Below are 15,591 nucleotides of genomic sequence, written 5' to 3'. Positions count from 1 at the left end.
ATTTAATAGAGACGTATTTTTTATCTATAAAGGGTAATTCTTCAATCAGGTGTATAAATGCCATTTTGTCAGCTTTTGTTGTATGGCTGCAATGTTTTGGTAAGTAAGAAATATTCAAAATCAACCAAAACAGTATAAATAGAAAAAAGGGGATTAAAATGCTGAAACGGAAATTCGGTGATCGTTCGGAATGGAAGCGGGTTCTAAAGAGAAAATATTCTCAAACATATCTTGAAGACAATGAATTTAAGGGCTATATCACTTTATTAAATTTAATAGAAGTAACTGAACCGTTATCAGTTAACTATGAAGAAAAACGTGTACGTATTGTTGATGATGGCTATATGTGGCTGCAACAATTTCCTCTGAACGAACATCATTCGGTTACAACGATGTTTGATGCGAATGGTGAAATTGTTCAATGGTATATTGATATATGCCTTTGTAACGGAGTTGAAAATGGTATTCCGTGGATGGAAGACTTATTTCTAGATATCATTTTGCTGCCATCTGGAGAAATCATTGAAAAGGATGCAGATGAACTTGAAGATGCTTTATCTAAAGGAATTATTAATAAAACTCTTTACGAATTAGCGTGGAATGAAATGAATAGGCTCTTTTCTAAAAGAATGTTGCTATTGGATAAAACAATACTATTGATTGAAGCGGAAGGTGGCGACTCCTGCGGGAAAAGCGTGAGACTTGAGACCCCGCAGGAGCGATTAGCGACGAGGAGGCTCAAGCCACGCCCGCGGAAAGCGTCCACCTGCAGCGGAAATCATTTGTGGCCAAAAACAACAAAGTTTGAGAAAACAGCCAATAAATAAGATTAAACGTTTAATAAGCACAGAGAATTTCAATTTGATAAAACTGTCCCACAGCCATAAGCAGATTTTATTTAAGATTTTAAAGTAACTAGTTCCTTGCAAAAGGTAATTTGGAGGGTTTGTTAAAGAAAAAATAGTCAAAGGAGTAAAATATGAAGTCAGATTTAAATGTAATCAAAACAATAAAAGGAACGGCAATGGAGGGTATTTACGGGAAACTCCTTCATATATACAACAATAAGGGCGAACTTATTTTACACTGCTCGAAGCCACTTATCAGATTCCAAACATCTCATGTAAACATGGATGAAAGATTTTGGCTTTTTGAATGGGAAGAGCTAGAAACTGGGGAAAACATCCTTGTCTTGAATGAACAAGGAGTACCAGATCCACTTGAATATGAAGTTATTGATAGTCTTAATGAGAATTATTTAATTTCTGCTTCAAGCTACTCTACCAGCCATAACATAATCAAGAATGTATGGGGATATGGTTTTAGTGAATCCAATGAGGAAAAATTAACCTCGGTTGTTTTAGAATTAGAAGATTCATTTATTCATATAGAAGCTTCACCATCTATTGAAATCAGAATTACTAAAGAGAAGCCTAATATTCATTGTGGTCTATTGGTATCATCATAATTAGGAGATCTATCTTCATATCTATTATTTTTTTACTTTTCATTGACTAGTCGTATAAATCTGTATACAAAAAGGAGATCTATTGTCATGAAACAAATTAACCGTTACATTGATTCAGTTTTTTATAAACAAGATGAGATTTTGGAAGAGGTTCTGGTTTCTATAAAAGAGAATGGTATGCGATCAATATCAGTATCTCCTTCTACTGGGAAGTTTCTTACGTTACTAGTATCTATTTCAGGAGCAACAAATGTTCTTGAGATTGGAGCGCTGGGGGGCTATAGTGGGATTTGCCTTGCTAAAGGGTTCGGTAAAGAAGGAAGATTAACCTCACTTGAATTAGTAGAGAACTACGCAGAGTTAGCGTCTAGGAATTTATCTAAGGCAGGTTTTGGTGACCAAGTTTCATATATGGTAGGACCTGCATTGCAAAATCTTGAACACCTCATTAACACCAACAAACGATTTGATTTTTTCTTTATCGATGCAGACAAAGAAAACTATGAAAACTATCTAAATTATTGCATTCAACTAGCGGTAAATGGAGCTCTAATTGTTTGTGATAATGTACTTGCGAGAGGGACTGTCGCAGACGAGCACGCTGAACCTGCTCGACATACTGAATCTATGAAAAAATTTAATACTACTGTTGCTAACCATCCTCAATTAGAATCTGTACTTATTCCAATTGGTGATGGGCTGACTGTTTCAAAAGTAAAAAATTAAATGGGTCTAGCCTATTTTTTCAACCAGATTATTTAGAATAGTGTTTAGAATAGTATGATAACATCGATATATAAGTATGTGGAACTACGACCAGCATAGTGGAAAAGAAAGGGTGTTTTTATTGGCAAAGGGGTTGCTCCATCATATTGAAATATATGTTTCAGATATAAAAAGGACAGTCGATTTTTTGGGTTGGTTTCTTGAAGCATTAGGCTACAATCCGTTTCAAGATTGGGAAAGTGGACGAAGTTGGAAAATGGATGACACATACATCGTTTTTGTACAAACAGAGGACAGGTTTTTAGATATTCCGTATCATAGATGCCGGGTAGGTCTTAATCACTTGGCGTTTCACGCAAGTTCACGTCAGCACGTGGATGAAGTGACAAGTAAATTAAAAGAAAGAGGAATTAATATTCTGTATTCAAAAAAGCATCCTTTTGCTGGGGGAGATGACCACTATGCTGTTTATTTTGAAGACCCAGATCGAATAAAAGTAGAACTTGTGGCTCCACAATAGTTTTTTAGGAACAGGGCTATAGACAAAAAGAAGCATGTTTTTTTGTTGAAATTTCACAAGCTAATTAGCACAGAAAGGGTGAACCAATATGTATATACCCAAACAGTTTAAAATCGAGGATGAAAGCACAATTTATGAGTTTATAGAAAACTATAGCTTTGCGAATTTAGTTTCTCTGCATGATGGAGAACCTTACGCTACCCATCTTCCACTCGTATTAAACAAATCTGAACATGCTTTGTACGGTCATTTTGCACGTCCAAATGAGCAATGGAAGGATGTCGAAAATCAACAAATTCTTGTTATTTTTCAAGGTCCTCATTGTTATATTTCTCCTTCTTGGTATGAAACAATGAAAGCAGTACCTACATGGAATTATGTATCAATCCATGCATATGGAAAGATGGAGATCATTAAAAATCAAGAAGTAATACTTGATTCTTTAAATGATATGGTAAAAAAATATGAAAGTCCTGATAGTCCATACAATTTAAGTGATGTAGACCCCAACTTTATCGAAGGAATGAGCAAAGGGATTGTAGCATTCAAAATCAACATGACAAAAATTGAAGCAAAGGCTAAATTAAGTCAAAATCAGCCTGTAGAACGACAGGAGTTAATTATAAAACAATTAGAAAATACTTCCCATCAAGATAATAGAAAGATTGCATCCTTAATGAAGAAAAATTTACAAAAATAAAGGAAATGGGATTAGATGTTGATAGGTTAAACTTCGGGAGCGGTAGTCCAAATAACGGATTATCGCTTTTTTGGTAAATTAAGCGGATTAGCTTTATAAAAAAGGTAGGTTAGTATGGTGGAATCATATGAGGAGGTGAATGGAGTCAAAAGGAAAAGGTGTGAAAATGGTGTCACCAATGAAATAAATGTGGATGCTGACGTAGGACACCTCTTTAGGAAATTAATGAATTTGATACTTTTTAAAAGCATTTAATAGACGATCGAGCTCTTGACTACATTTTATGGTCTCACTGTTTAACACCCCATTTAAAGCAGCAAGACGAATCATTTCATCTCTTTTTTGGACTATTGATAAAATAAGAATTTCCCTATTAAGTTGTGCGCTTTCTTGTAACAATTTTTACACCTCTTTATTAATTTAAAGCTTTACTTAAAACAAACCCAAACAATATTATGCAAAATTCTTAACAAAAATGAAAGACCTTCGACAAAATAAGTCAAAAGAAGCTAAAAAGAATGTGACAAAAAGATAACGAAGATAACTACCCCTTTACAAATTATTCATTAGTGACCATTTTATGGAATAGGGAATCCGAGTCTTGTTGCTATTCGTTTTTAAAATTTCGCTATAACATAAGTGAAACTCCTTAACCCCCTATACTTAAATCACAAAACTATTCTTTATCAATTTATAATCCAAAAGTCCTAAAAAAGTACTATTTCTCCTGAATTTTACATGAAACTACACAATTAACACAAAATACCAAACTGAAGGAGGGAGAAGGATGCCGTCATTTTTTAAAAAGCAAGAAAAACATGAACAGAAAGTCTCCTTACCTGAGAGCCGAACCTTAGAATCAATGCGAGTTTATATAAGCGGCGATGCCGAACACACAGTAGAAGAATTTAAACGAATTTTCGAAAAGGATATCGATTTTTCAACGAGAAGGTTTCATTTATTTGGTGAAACCCTATCTGTCGTGCTTTATATGAGTAGCCTCGTAGATCAAGAAAAATTGGATAGAGATATTATTAAACCTCTTCAAGAGCCGAGACTTAGTCAGGACTACATGCCATCCACACTCAATACTGATAGTCTCACATCCGGCCTACTGGAAGATGTGCTCTATCATTGTTCAGGAACATCCGAGTCAAGATTATCAACTTTACTGTCTGGTCTGTTGAGAGGGAAATGTGTCGTTTTAATCGAGGGTTCCGAACAAGCTCTCCTACTTGATGCATTCAAGCCTGAAAAGCGGGGGCTCGCACAACCTGAGACAGAAAGAGTGGTTCGAGGTCCTCGTGATGGATTTATTGAACAAATCATGACGAATGTATCTTTATTACGTTATCGTTTACCTGTTCCTGAGTTTAGAATAGAACACATGGAGGTAGGTAGGCGTACAAAAACGAGAGTGGGAATTTGTTATATGGAGGGTATTGTAAACCAAGAGTTATTGCATGAGGTGAAAAAGCGTATAGATCGGATTGATATCGACCGGATACTGGATGCTGGATATATTGAGCAGTTAATTGAGGATAATCCTCGATCGCCATTTCCACAGGTTCAAAATACGGAACGGCCAGATAAAGCAGTAGGTAATTTACTAGAAGGTAGAATCGTACTATTAGTAGATGGTTCCCCGTTTGTATTGGTTGTACCTGCAATTTTTAATCAGTTTTATCAAACAAGTGAGGATTATAATGAGAGGTTCTTGATCACAAGTGCAGTTCGCTTGATTCGTTTTATGTCTCTTATCTTTTCATTAACGTTTTCGTCCTTCTATGTAACAGTTCTTTCCTATCATCCAGAGATGATTCCAGCGAAATTTGTTGTTGCTGCCTCAAGTGGTCGTGCTGGGGTCCCCTTCCCAGCGTTTATTGAAGTGCTCTTGATGGAGGTAGCGATGGAAATATTACGTGAAGCAACCGTCCGAATGCCTCAACAGGTAGGTGGGGCGCTCTCTATTGTTGGGGTGCTTGTTATAGGGCAAGCGGCTGTATTGGCTGGATTCGTTAGTCCAATAACAGTTGTCATTATTGCACTATCAACGATTGGGTCATTCGCGACACCTTCGTATAATGCAGCTACAGCTTTTCGGATGCTGCGTTTCCCCTTAATCATTCTCGCTGGAACCTTTGGATTACTTGGTTTAGCGTTTGGGGTTATTTTCATCCTCAATCATATGCTATCATTACGGTCCTTTGGTATTCCGTATATGGCACCTGTTGCCCCAGGGAATTTTACGGGCATGAAAGATTCATTCATTCGCGCTCCACTTCGATGGTTAAAGAATCGGCCAGCAGAGATAAAACCTCAGGATGTAAAAAGGATGGACCCTAAAGAAGAAAGGATTCCAAAGTCTTCATTGAATGGTCAAGAGGATGGTGATTCCAATGGATAAGCAAGGAGATAAAATTACATCGGTACAATTGGCATTCATTGTAATCAGTTCTATTCTTGGTGTTGCCATGCTCGCCTTTCCGAGATTTGTGGTCAAGGGAGCGGGGATAGGAGCTCCATTTGCAAGCATAATTGGAGTTGGAATTACTTTCATCGGTCTTTTAGCAATTGTATATTTGGGAAAAAGATTTCCCAAGCATACCCTCATTACATACAACGAAATAATCTTAGGAAAATTTATTGGTCGTATCTTTAGTATCATGATCATTCTACTTTTTACCATAAACATGGGGCTTGAAACGCGACAATTTGCTGAAGTAGTAAAAGGCGCACTTCTACCAACTACACCCATTCAAATTGCCATTTTTATGATGATTTTCTTATGTGCCACAACTGGGTTTCAAAATGTTTCAACCTTTGCCTATATCCATTTTTTCTATATGCCGTTGATCATTTTTCCATTCGCACTTGTCTTACTTCCAGCCTTTGGAGACATTGAGGTGTATCACATTACTCCATTCTTGGGTAACGACCCAACTTGGAGTGAATTTTTAAAAGGAAGTATTGCGGTTACACAGTCGATGTTAAGCTTTTTCATTATTACAATGGTCATCCCCTATATGAAACAACCAGAAAAATGTCTGAAAGGTGGGGTCTGGGGACTTCTGATAGCCGGTTTTATTGTCATTTTTATTGTGTTCATGACGGTGGGTGTATTTGGAGATGAGGATATTCTTCAAATGATTTGGCCAACATTAGTTCTAGGTAAAATGATTACGGTTCCTGGTGATATTTTAGCAAGGGTGGATGCTATTTTGGTTATTTCCTGGATATATGGTGTTTTTACGACACTTCTATCCTATTATTTTATAATTGTTCGCGGAATAGGGGAACTTTTTCGATACTACAATTACCGGGTGATCGCAGTAGCAGGTTTTCCGGTTGTTTTTTGTATCGCCATTTTTCCACAAAATATTTATCATATGTATGATTATATATTGCTAGTAACAATGTATGGCCTTCTGTTAACAATTGTATATCCTGTGATCCTTTTAGGGATTGCAAAGCTCCGTAAAAAAGGAGGAGTTTCGGCATGAAAATGATACGAGTTTTTATGCTCCTTCTTGTATTAATTCTTTTTTTAACAGGATGCTGGGACAGGTACGAACTGGAGGACCGTGCAAATATACTGGCACTGGCAATTGATCTTGCTAAGGGAAAAGATAAAGCAGAGGTAACACATCTTGACGGAGACTTTCCTGAAGGGAAAAAAGATATATTATATAAGGTTACTGCCCAAATCGCTTTACCTGGAAAAATCAAGCTTGGCCCTGAAGGCGGTGGAGGGCAAGGATCTGAGAAAACAGTGTGGTTATTAGACACATATGGTCATACGATAAAGGATGCTATGTCCAATCTCCAGCAACAACTTGCTGAAAAGTTATATCTTGGGCATCTACAGATTATTGTGGTTTCTGATGAAGTTGCGAAGAAGGGGATTAAGGATATAAGTGAATTTTTAAAGCGTGATAACGAGGTCCGAAGAACAGCCTGGATGGCTGTTAATAAAAAAGATGCGGCAAAAGTTTTGAGAACAGCACCACCACTTGAAACAGTACCAGCACTTTATTTAGCAGATACATTAGATAATGCGGTACGTTTTGGAAAGCTACCAAGGGAATATCTCGGGAACTTTTGGATAGATGTTTTAGATAAAGGGATTGACCCAGTACTGCCGGGGGTAAAAGTCATTAACAATGATCGAATTATGGTGGATGGAATCGCATATTTTCGAGGTGAAAAAATGGTTGGTCTAACATCCCCGATTGAAATAGGTGCCTTTATGGATATGAAAGAGAAAGCCTCCGGCGGTTACCCTTTAAGTATTTCGTTAGATGATAAGAGTGTTTACACGATTCAAACTCAAGAACGAAACCCTAAAATAAAAGTTGATGTAAAAAACGGAATACCAAGAGCAACAATTCATGTAGAAATAGATGCCATTATTGAGGAAGCCATCGATGTAACCTTAAGTGGCGACAAAATGAAGCAAATCGAAAAAGCAGCCAATCAAAAAATGGATGAAGTCAGCAGCGAATTAATCAAGGAGCTTCAGGAGCACGGGGCAGATATCCTTGGTCTAGGCGCTAGAGTCAGAGCCAAATTCGGAACATATTGGGACGAGGAAGTAAAAACCGATGAAAAGTGGTCTGACATTTACAAAGACATGGATATTAAAGTGACTTTTGACTATACAATCCGGCGGACTGGGATGAATTGGGAGTAGAGAGCAATTACAACGGTGCAGGCTGATAGGTCAATAAAAAATGACTACGAGTATTTCTGGTTTATTTTATAAAAGGATTACCATTCATACATATTAAAGGTAATTTATGGGGATGGTATTTATAGTATTTCAACTTTGGAGGTTACTTATGAAGGAAAAGGGAACCCAGATAAGGTTAACTGCCGGTGAGATAGCGCAGCTTTGGGTGCAATACTTAAATGATAGTGGTAGCAAATGTGTCCTGGCATACTTCTTGAAAAAAGCGGAGGATGAAGAGATCAAATCTATCATTGAATTTGCTCTGGGCTTATCTACATCACACATAGAAATAATTGCTGCTATATTGACTGAGGAAGAACATGTAGTTCCTTATGGTTTTAAAATGGAAGAAGATGTTGATTTAACCGCTCCAAGATTATATTCAGACGGTTTTGTGTTGAATTATATGAACCAGATGTCAAAAGTCGGTCTTACCTTATATGGAGCAGCAGTAGCAACCTCTGTAAGAAATGACATAAAAGCTTATTACATGGACTGCCTCACGGAAACAATGGAATTATATAAACGCTCTACGGATTTATTATTATCCAAAGGATTACTTATACGATCTCCCAGCCTTCCTAATTTAGAAAAGATTGAATTCGTGAAAAAGCAATGGTTTATGTTTGATGTTTTAGGAGAAAAAAGACCGTTAATTGCTGCGGAAGTCGCTAATTTATTTGCGAATCTGCAAAGAAATGCCCTTGGAGTAGCTGTACTCACTGGATTTAGTCAGGTTGCACAGGATAAGGATGTTAAAAAATTCTTTTTAAAAGGTTTAGAAATAGGAAATAAACACATTAAATTATTTAGAGGGAAGTTAGAGGAAAGTAAACTCCCTGTACCGATGGGGTGGGATTCAGAAATAACAAATAGTACCACCAAAACTTTTTCTGATAAACTCATGATGTTCCTGACATCTGGCTTGATTTCCATGAGTGTTGGATATTACGGTACAGCTGTCAGCCAAAGTCCTAGAGCGGATCTTGCTTCAATGTATAACAGGCTATCTCTAGAGGTTCAACTGTATTCTGAAGATGGAGCCAATATCTTGATAAAAAATGGCTGGATGGAACAGCCTCCAATGGTACCCGATCGGGATGAATTAATAAGAAAACAGAAATAATCTACATGCTTAAGTCCTTCTGCCTATTAACAGAAGGGCTTGTTTTATATTTTAGGAATGATGAAACGAACCTTTCTGATTTATGTAAAAAAAGGACTTTAAATAAAAGGGTCCAACAATAAATAGAAGTGCCCCACCCAGAGAAAGGTTATTTTTCTGGCAAACCCGGAGGATGGTACTTTGGGGGTATTTTTAACCAACCACGTTTTTTCATCATGTTTTTAAATGGTGCTGCATACCTCATAAGATTTATCTGTATTTCAAAGAATAACAGCCCAACGTCCGTTCTAATCGTTTTACTCATTGCTTGTGCGCAAAAGGTAATTGACGTGGCTATTTTAACTGATATTAAATTTGCTAATTCATCATCAGTGAGTCTTACGCCTTCAGGAACTGAACCTGGGTTTGAAACGGGTTTAGGTGAATTTAAGGGTGGTAAGGGAACTCCTTCCTTTATTAGAAAACTTTCAATTTTTTTTGTATCAGCTTCACTAGAATGAAATGCGGATTGTAAAGCGTGAATTAAATCCGTATCAGTAGTTGAATTTAATCCAACTTGATATAGAATATGTGCTTCATTAAATGCAGTATAAGCAGTCCATAGGTCCATTACTTCACCAACGTGTAGAGGAGGTTTTGGCTCATCATCTACAAAGTTCTTTATGATTGATAATACGGACTCTAATGGATTTGTCATTGTATTACCTCCACAAATAAAATGTCATCGTAAATTATAATTACCAAATAACTGGGATTTAATTCAAAAAAGATAAACAGGTAAGGAGTATTTTAGTTTCAATTATATCTGAATAAACGATTAAAAAATCAGGGGCAAGTGTAAATAGGTCTTTAATTACTGTTTCAATCTAAGCAGGATAATAATGAACAATGTCGAAATAGTAATATAACAACATTCTTTTATATACTAAAAGGAGGCATAAGACAGTGGATAAATTATGGATCAACTCTTCAAAATAAGATATTTTGAGGAGGAAAATGAGTGGAAATTAATTTTACTAATAGTAAAAATATAAATAGAGAACAACTAGAGATATTATATAATGATGTAGAATGGTATGCTTATACACAAGATTTAGAAGTTCTTCAACAGGCAATAGAGCAGTCATTAGAAGTTGTAACTGCTTGGAATGGCGAAGAATTAATTGGATTAATACGTATAATCGGTGATGGATTAACAATTATCTATATTCAAGATATTCTTGTGTTAAATGCTTATCAAAATCAAGGAATTGCTACTCAACTGATGCAACAGGTTCTGAAGAAATATAAAAATGTTCGTCAAAAAGTTTTATTAACCGAAGAAGCCCCTGATGTAAGACATTTTTATGAAAAGAATGGTTTCGAATCTTGTGATCAGGGATCATTAGTGGCATTTGCGAGGTTGAGTTAGGGGATTTATTCAAAGAATAGAAATAAAATACAAAAAACGTTGCATCGATAATTGATGCAACGTTTTTCTTTTGAAGTTTTACCACTAATTCGGTTGTTAAAGTATACTTTTGTCAATTGGGGTCTCCTCAAAAGGTGAAGTTAAGCATACGTTGTTAGGGATTATCCCATTCCTAAGCTGCGTTGTTTAGTTCAGGATGAATCGTTTTCATGCTCCGATATGATATCAAATCAAAATAACAAAATGATCTAGAATTTCAAACCGAATAATTTGTCATAATAGTCCTATGTTTTTAAGGAACAATAAAGGTTGAAAAGGAATAAAAAGGACATAAAGCGAGGAGTATTATGAAACAGGTAGCAATGTTTTTCTTATGTATTCTATTCATTTTTCCATCACAAGTTTTGGCTCAAAGCCAAGTTCCTATTTTAGTCTATCATTCAATTGAAGAGTATAAAGGGAAAGGTTCTAAGGAGTTATATGTAACACCGGAAAATTTCGAGAAACAGATGATTTATTTGAGAGACCGTGGTTACACATTATTAACTTTTGAGCGATGGCAAGACTTTGATAAAGTAAACAAACCCATTTTCATTACCTTTGATGATGGGTACAAAAACAATGTGAATGCATTTGATATTTTTCAAAAACTTACTAACGAACATTTTAAACCATCTGGAACCATTTTTGTTATTTCTGACTTTATCGGTCGCTCCAACCGGTTATCAAAATCGGATTTAAAAATGCTGGCTGATTCGGGGATTTTCTCCATCCAGTCTCATACAGCCACCCATCCTGATTTGACGAAAATAACAAATTATGAATATGAACTGAAAGGTTCTAAAGAAAAAATTCAAACAATAACGGGCAAACCAGTTATTGCTCTTGCATATCCGTACGGCAATTTCAGTAACAAGGTCGTAGCAGAAACGAAAAAATACTATTTATTTGGACTTACGACAACTCCTAAAACTTTTTCCGAGAAAGGCATAAAAGACGAAGTCTATCTTTTACCACGAATCTATATCAAGTATTCAACCACTCTTGATGACTTTGCAAGGATCGTTGAAGGAAAATGAAGGCGATTACGATATCGGGTAATCGTTTTTTCTTTTTGATCTAATAAGATTGGACGTAAGGTCACCATCGATTCTTCTTACAAATAACCGTTCTATCTAACATTTTTGTCACAATGAGAAAAATGAAGTGACTCTTCAACTAATGTATTTAATAATAGAATAAAGGTATGAGGTACATTACAACACTTGTTATTGTTCCGATCACTTTACCTCTAATGGATTACTTGTATTTGTTCTAACTGAATCACCCAAAGGCAATACAAGTGCATGATAAGATAAAAAAAGTCTAAAAATGAGGTGATAGGGTGTCAGTAAAAGGTCTTAATCATTTTTTATTTTCAGTTTCAAATTTAGAAGATTCCATTGAATTTTATAAGAATGTATTCGATGCAAAGTTGTTAGTAAAGGGAAGAAGCACTGCCTATTTTGATTTAAATGGGATATGGCTCGCCCTTAATGTGGAAAGAGATATTCCTCGTAATGAGATTAGCCAATCATACACACATATAGCATTTACGATAGAAGAAAAAGATTTTGATCAGATGTACCATAAACTAAAGAAACTGAATGTAAACATTCTACCAGGTCGTACAAGGGACGAAAGAGATAAAAAATCAATTTACTTTACAGACCCTGACGGACATAAGTTTGAATTTCATACAGGTACTTTACAAGACAGGCTAGATTATTACAAAGCGGAAAAATCACATATGGAGTTTTATAGTTAGTGATTTACTTGTGTAAGTATGGTTTTGTTTTGGATATGATTGTGTGAAAGGACATAGTATATTAGCCTTCCTGTAATTTCAGCGGATGGTACGAGATCCTCGAAAATGCAGGCATTTTCTTCGTGCGGTGTAGTTTCAAGGAAGCAAACTCAACGTCCTGCGGGAATAGCGAGCCAAGCGAGACCCTGCAGTGAAGCGAGGAGGCTTGCGGATCGCCCGCGGAAAGCGAGTATCAGGAGCGGAAATTACGCTATGTTTTAAAAGCAACAATCATTGGAAATGTGCCTTGTTTTTTGAAAATGGAGGTGCTTATGTGAAAAAAAAGATCGAGTATACGATACAGCCCCCAGAAGATTTCGAGCAATTATGGAATTTATACGAGTCTCTAGGTTGGAATTCCTTAAAGTTAAGCGTTCATGATTTAGAAAGAATGTGTATACAGAGTTGGTATGCAGTCTATGCTTTTGAGGGTGAACAATTAGTAGGTATGGGACGTGTCATTTCTGATGGTGTTATTACCGCAATAATTTGTGGAGTGGGTGTTTTGCCAAGTTATCAGTCCAAAGGAATTGGGAGAGAAATAGTAAACCGAATCGTAAACCATTGTGAGCAAAATAAAGTGATTCCTCAACTGATGTGTGTAGAAGGTTTGGAGCCCTACTATACAGAATTAGGGTTTACGAAATTCTCCATTGGTATGACAAAAAGTAGGAAGCGATGATATACTAAGCGACAGAAATAACAAACTTTTGAGTTTGAATGTGGAGGACAAAATGGGAGAATCGGAGTTTATATATATACTTAAAATGATTATTATAGGAATCGTTCAAGGTTTTACAGAACCTATTCCTGTGTCGTCTAGTGGCCATGTCATGATTGCCAGTGAATTACTGGGTCTTGGTGAACAAGGATTTACTTTTGCTATCTTAACAAATACCGCTTCACTACTAGCGATCGTATTTATCTACAGGCAAGATATTGCAAGGCTTATCATGAATACAATTAATTATTTGAAAACGAGAGAACAGCGTTTTAAAAGCGACTTTCTCTTTGCTTGCTATATCGTGGTTGGAACGATTCCTGCTGGAGTCCTTGGTTTTTTGCTAAGTGATTATATCGCAGAAAATGTCAGTATGACAACAATTGCGTTGATGTTATTCGTAACAGGGATTGCCCTGTGGTTGATTCGGAATATGAAAGGGTATAAAGAAGACCGTAATCTCACATGGAAAGATGCGTTCATTGTAGGTTTAGGTCAGGCTGTTGCCTTAACTCCCGGAATTAGTCGCTCTGGTGCAACCATTATTTCATCGATTGCTGTTGGAATGAAACAAGAAACTGCGCTTCGATTTTCATTTATGTTGTATATTCCAGTAAGTGTCGGAGGGGTTATACTTGGCTTTTCCGATTTTATGAATGAATCGAATAAAGCTGACTTGGCCGTTCCATATTTAGCAGCATTTATCGCAACACTTTTCATGACTTATTTTGCGATGAGATGGTTTATGGGAATTATGAAGAACGGAAAACTAGTTTATTTCACCTACTATTGTTTCATCGTTGGTGCATTGCTGCTAATCTTCTTCTAAAAAACACAAAAGCAGGTGTTAAAATAACACCTGCTAAAAATCATGGAATCAGCTCAAATACAGTACCTTGGTTTAATTCACTTACATTCATTGAACCATAAACGCCTAAAAATAATCTAGTTTGGTCTAGATTCGTTCCCAAGCTTACGTAATAAGCAGATTGAGGACCAAAATCATAGTCAATTTCGATCACTTGAAAATCACTTAGCTTACAATCTGGTCTTACCGTCGTATAAGCTAAAGCACCTCTTACCGGAGTTAGAGATTCCTCCTTCCGGGCAATGTCGGTAAACACCACACTTCCCGTTAGAGAAGGGATTCCTTTCCCCATATATGGTTGGACACCTGTAAGTGCAGTTCCCGCAAACTTATCGGAGCGTGCATCTTTATGAAAATAACTAGTTAATGGATGAATTCGCCTCACTGAAGTTTGTATGGCTTCATGGTAATAAGCAACCACTTTTTCATCCAACTTTTGATTTTCAGTGCAGCTTCTTATCATCGAAGTAGGAAAAGCACCTTCCCACCCTCGCCATCCAAAATTTATAAATCCATCTTGATTAGTTGACATGTCCCCTTGTCGCACAATTTGAGTAACTGGGATTGGTTTGTAATGAATGAATGAAAAAATCGATTCTACTAAATCCTGTCCGACATTCCCCACATATTTTATATATTGATGTTGATGCCTTTGAAACGAAATCCCTGGTATGTTGCGAACGCCTTTGGCCATGAGCGTAAGTGTTTCCTGAATAGGTACCGGTAGTTCATCAAAACGTGTGACGACGGGTGGAGTATCAATAGATGTATGTATCTCAACATCAATTTCAATGATTTTACCCGCGATTTCCATTTCATCTTGACTTAAATTAAACGGGTCATAGCCTAATCCACCATCTCCGGTTGTTAAAACAAGCTTTCCTGTTTCAGGTGAAAAGTTTAAGCTATTGACACCATTATGATTAAAAAATGGTCTTCTTAGGTTAAGTAACGTCCGTCGTTTTTGAGGTTGACCATTCGATTGTAAAATCCATTCTTCAACCGTATCAATATGATCATATTGAGTGTCTCTATTTGTCCACCTTAGGTTTAACGTTTTAGGATCACACGGGTTCGGTTTGAAAGATTCAGAAAGAGCACCTGGACCTTGTGTGCCAGCCACTGAATAATGAAGATAAAACAAACCGTTGTTAAAAAATCGGGGATGAAACGCTAGTCCTAGCAATCCACGTTCATCATATCCACGACCAGATACACCAGGTTCAGAAGTACCTAGTTTTAGAGTTCGGGAGCGAATATCTAAAAAAAGTCTAATTTCACCGTTTCCTATGTAAAAGATTTCTCCAACCTGTGTTGCAATAAATAGTCTTTCGGTGAGGTCACCTGGAAGTATAGTGGATTTTATAACAGTGGGTAAATTGATCCGATTTACTACGGGACGTAAACGAACTTTAACTTTTCTCAACAAACTTTACACCCCTTCTCATCGTATTCTTTTATCAGAATATGATT

Annotated in this window: 17 protein-coding genes; 14 read left to right on the top strand and 3 right to left on the bottom strand. The window is 36.5% G+C overall.

Going from position 1 to position 15,591, the window contains the following annotated elements:
• The first annotated feature begins 158 nt into the window (after nt 1-158).
• The 5 genes from DZB84_RS15450 to DZB84_RS15430 all read left to right on the top strand — a co-directional run bounded on the left by DZB84_RS15450 (nt 159) and on the right by DZB84_RS15430 (nt 3,414).
• Nucleotides 159-827, top strand: coding sequence for a ribonuclease FAU-1 family protein (locus DZB84_RS15450; protein ID WP_116353165.1), 669 nt, complete (start codon nt 159-161; stop codon nt 825-827).
• A gap of 152 nt (nt 828-979) precedes the next feature.
• Nucleotides 980-1,468: a hypothetical protein gene (locus DZB84_RS15445; protein ID WP_116353164.1), complete on the top strand. Its 489-nt coding sequence runs from the start codon at nt 980-982 to the stop codon at nt 1,466-1,468.
• 87 nt (nt 1,469-1,555) lie between these two features.
• Nucleotides 1,556-2,194: an O-methyltransferase gene (locus DZB84_RS15440; RefSeq protein ID WP_116353163.1), complete on the top strand. Its 639-nt coding sequence runs from the start codon at nt 1,556-1,558 to the stop codon at nt 2,192-2,194.
• A 121-nt stretch (nt 2,195-2,315) separates the two neighbouring features.
• Nucleotides 2,316-2,714, top strand: coding sequence for a VOC family protein (locus tag DZB84_RS15435; RefSeq protein WP_116353162.1), 399 nt, complete (start codon nt 2,316-2,318; stop codon nt 2,712-2,714).
• An 88-nt stretch (nt 2,715-2,802) separates the two neighbouring features.
• The gene (locus DZB84_RS15430) at nt 2,803-3,414 is read left to right on the top strand and encodes an FMN-binding negative transcriptional regulator (protein ID WP_116353161.1); all 612 of its coding nucleotides are present in this window, start codon (nt 2,803-2,805) and stop codon (nt 3,412-3,414) included.
• Between the two features lie 222 nt (nt 3,415-3,636).
• On the opposite strand, the gene DZB84_RS15425 is transcribed toward DZB84_RS15430, so the two are convergent.
• Complete coding sequence (locus DZB84_RS15425) at nt 3,637-3,813, bottom strand: aspartyl-phosphate phosphatase Spo0E family protein (RefSeq protein ID WP_223254469.1); 177 nt, start codon at nt 3,811-3,813, stop codon at nt 3,637-3,639.
• Nucleotides 3,814-4,201: 388 nt separating this feature from the next.
• Here DZB84_RS15425 and DZB84_RS15420 point away from each other — a divergent pair, with 388 nt between their 5' ends.
• The 4 genes from DZB84_RS15420 (at nt 4,202) to DZB84_RS15405 (ending at nt 9,272) form a co-directional block, all read left to right on the top strand.
• Nucleotides 4,202-5,821 carry a spore germination protein gene (locus DZB84_RS15420; RefSeq protein WP_116353160.1) on the top strand — a complete coding sequence of 540 codons (1,620 nt, stop codon included), beginning with the start codon at nt 4,202-4,204 and terminating at the stop codon, nt 5,819-5,821.
• The gene (locus DZB84_RS15415; protein ID WP_116353159.1) at nt 5,814-6,917 is read left to right on the top strand and encodes a GerAB/ArcD/ProY family transporter; all 1,104 of its coding nucleotides are present in this window, start codon (nt 5,814-5,816) and stop codon (nt 6,915-6,917) included. The genes DZB84_RS15420 and DZB84_RS15415 overlap by 8 nt, the downstream gene beginning before the upstream one ends.
• Nucleotides 6,914-8,107: a Ger(x)C family spore germination protein gene (locus tag DZB84_RS15410; RefSeq protein ID WP_116353158.1), complete on the top strand. Its 1,194-nt coding sequence runs from the start codon at nt 6,914-6,916 to the stop codon at nt 8,105-8,107. Before DZB84_RS15415 ends, DZB84_RS15410 begins: the two co-directional genes overlap by 4 nt.
• A 148-nt stretch (nt 8,108-8,255) precedes the next feature.
• Nucleotides 8,256-9,272 carry a DUF3231 family protein gene (locus tag DZB84_RS15405; protein ID WP_116353157.1) on the top strand — a complete coding sequence of 339 codons (1,017 nt, stop codon included), beginning with the start codon at nt 8,256-8,258 and terminating at the stop codon, nt 9,270-9,272.
• Between the two features lie 148 nt (nt 9,273-9,420).
• On the opposite strand, the gene DZB84_RS15400 is transcribed toward DZB84_RS15405, so the two are convergent.
• Nucleotides 9,421-9,969: a DUF3231 family protein gene (locus DZB84_RS15400; protein WP_116353156.1), complete on the bottom strand. Its 549-nt coding sequence runs from the start codon at nt 9,967-9,969 to the stop codon at nt 9,421-9,423.
• Nucleotides 9,970-10,272: 303 nt separating this feature from the next.
• Here DZB84_RS15400 and DZB84_RS15395 point away from each other — a divergent pair, with 303 nt between their 5' ends.
• From DZB84_RS15395 to DZB84_RS15375, 5 genes are all read left to right on the top strand, one after another.
• Nucleotides 10,273-10,683 carry a GNAT family N-acetyltransferase gene (locus DZB84_RS15395; protein ID WP_116353155.1) on the top strand — a complete coding sequence of 137 codons (411 nt, stop codon included), beginning with the start codon at nt 10,273-10,275 and terminating at the stop codon, nt 10,681-10,683.
• A 347-nt stretch (nt 10,684-11,030) separates the two neighbouring features.
• Nucleotides 11,031-11,762, top strand: a complete 732-nt coding sequence (locus tag DZB84_RS15390) for a polysaccharide deacetylase family protein (protein WP_116353154.1) — start codon at nt 11,031-11,033, stop codon at nt 11,760-11,762.
• Between the two features lie 305 nt (nt 11,763-12,067).
• The gene (gene fosM / locus DZB84_RS15385) at nt 12,068-12,490 is read left to right on the top strand and encodes a FosM family fosfomycin resistance protein (protein ID WP_116353153.1); all 423 of its coding nucleotides are present in this window, start codon (nt 12,068-12,070) and stop codon (nt 12,488-12,490) included.
• A gap of 313 nt (nt 12,491-12,803) precedes the next feature.
• Nucleotides 12,804-13,211: a GNAT family N-acetyltransferase gene (locus DZB84_RS15380; protein WP_116353282.1), complete on the top strand. Its 408-nt coding sequence runs from the start codon at nt 12,804-12,806 to the stop codon at nt 13,209-13,211.
• Nucleotides 13,212-13,263: 52 nt separating this feature from the next.
• Nucleotides 13,264-14,079 carry an undecaprenyl-diphosphate phosphatase gene (locus tag DZB84_RS15375; RefSeq protein ID WP_116353152.1) on the top strand — a complete coding sequence of 272 codons (816 nt, stop codon included), beginning with the start codon at nt 13,264-13,266 and terminating at the stop codon, nt 14,077-14,079.
• Between the two features lie 40 nt (nt 14,080-14,119).
• Here the strand turns inward: DZB84_RS15375 and DZB84_RS15370 are convergent, their stop codons facing one another.
• Entirely contained in the window at nt 14,120-15,544 is a 1,425-nt protein-coding gene (locus DZB84_RS15370) for a PQQ-dependent sugar dehydrogenase (protein ID WP_116353281.1), read from the bottom strand.
• Between the last annotated feature and the right edge of the window lie 47 nt (nt 15,545-15,591).

The sequence above is a fragment of the Bacillus sp. HNG genome, from assembly GCF_003400205.1.
Taxonomy (GTDB): Bacteria; Bacillota; Bacilli; order Bacillales; family Bacillaceae_L; genus Ferdinandcohnia.
Note: the sequence above shows the minus strand (reverse complement) of the source record. Positions and strands in the feature narration are given on the sequence as shown.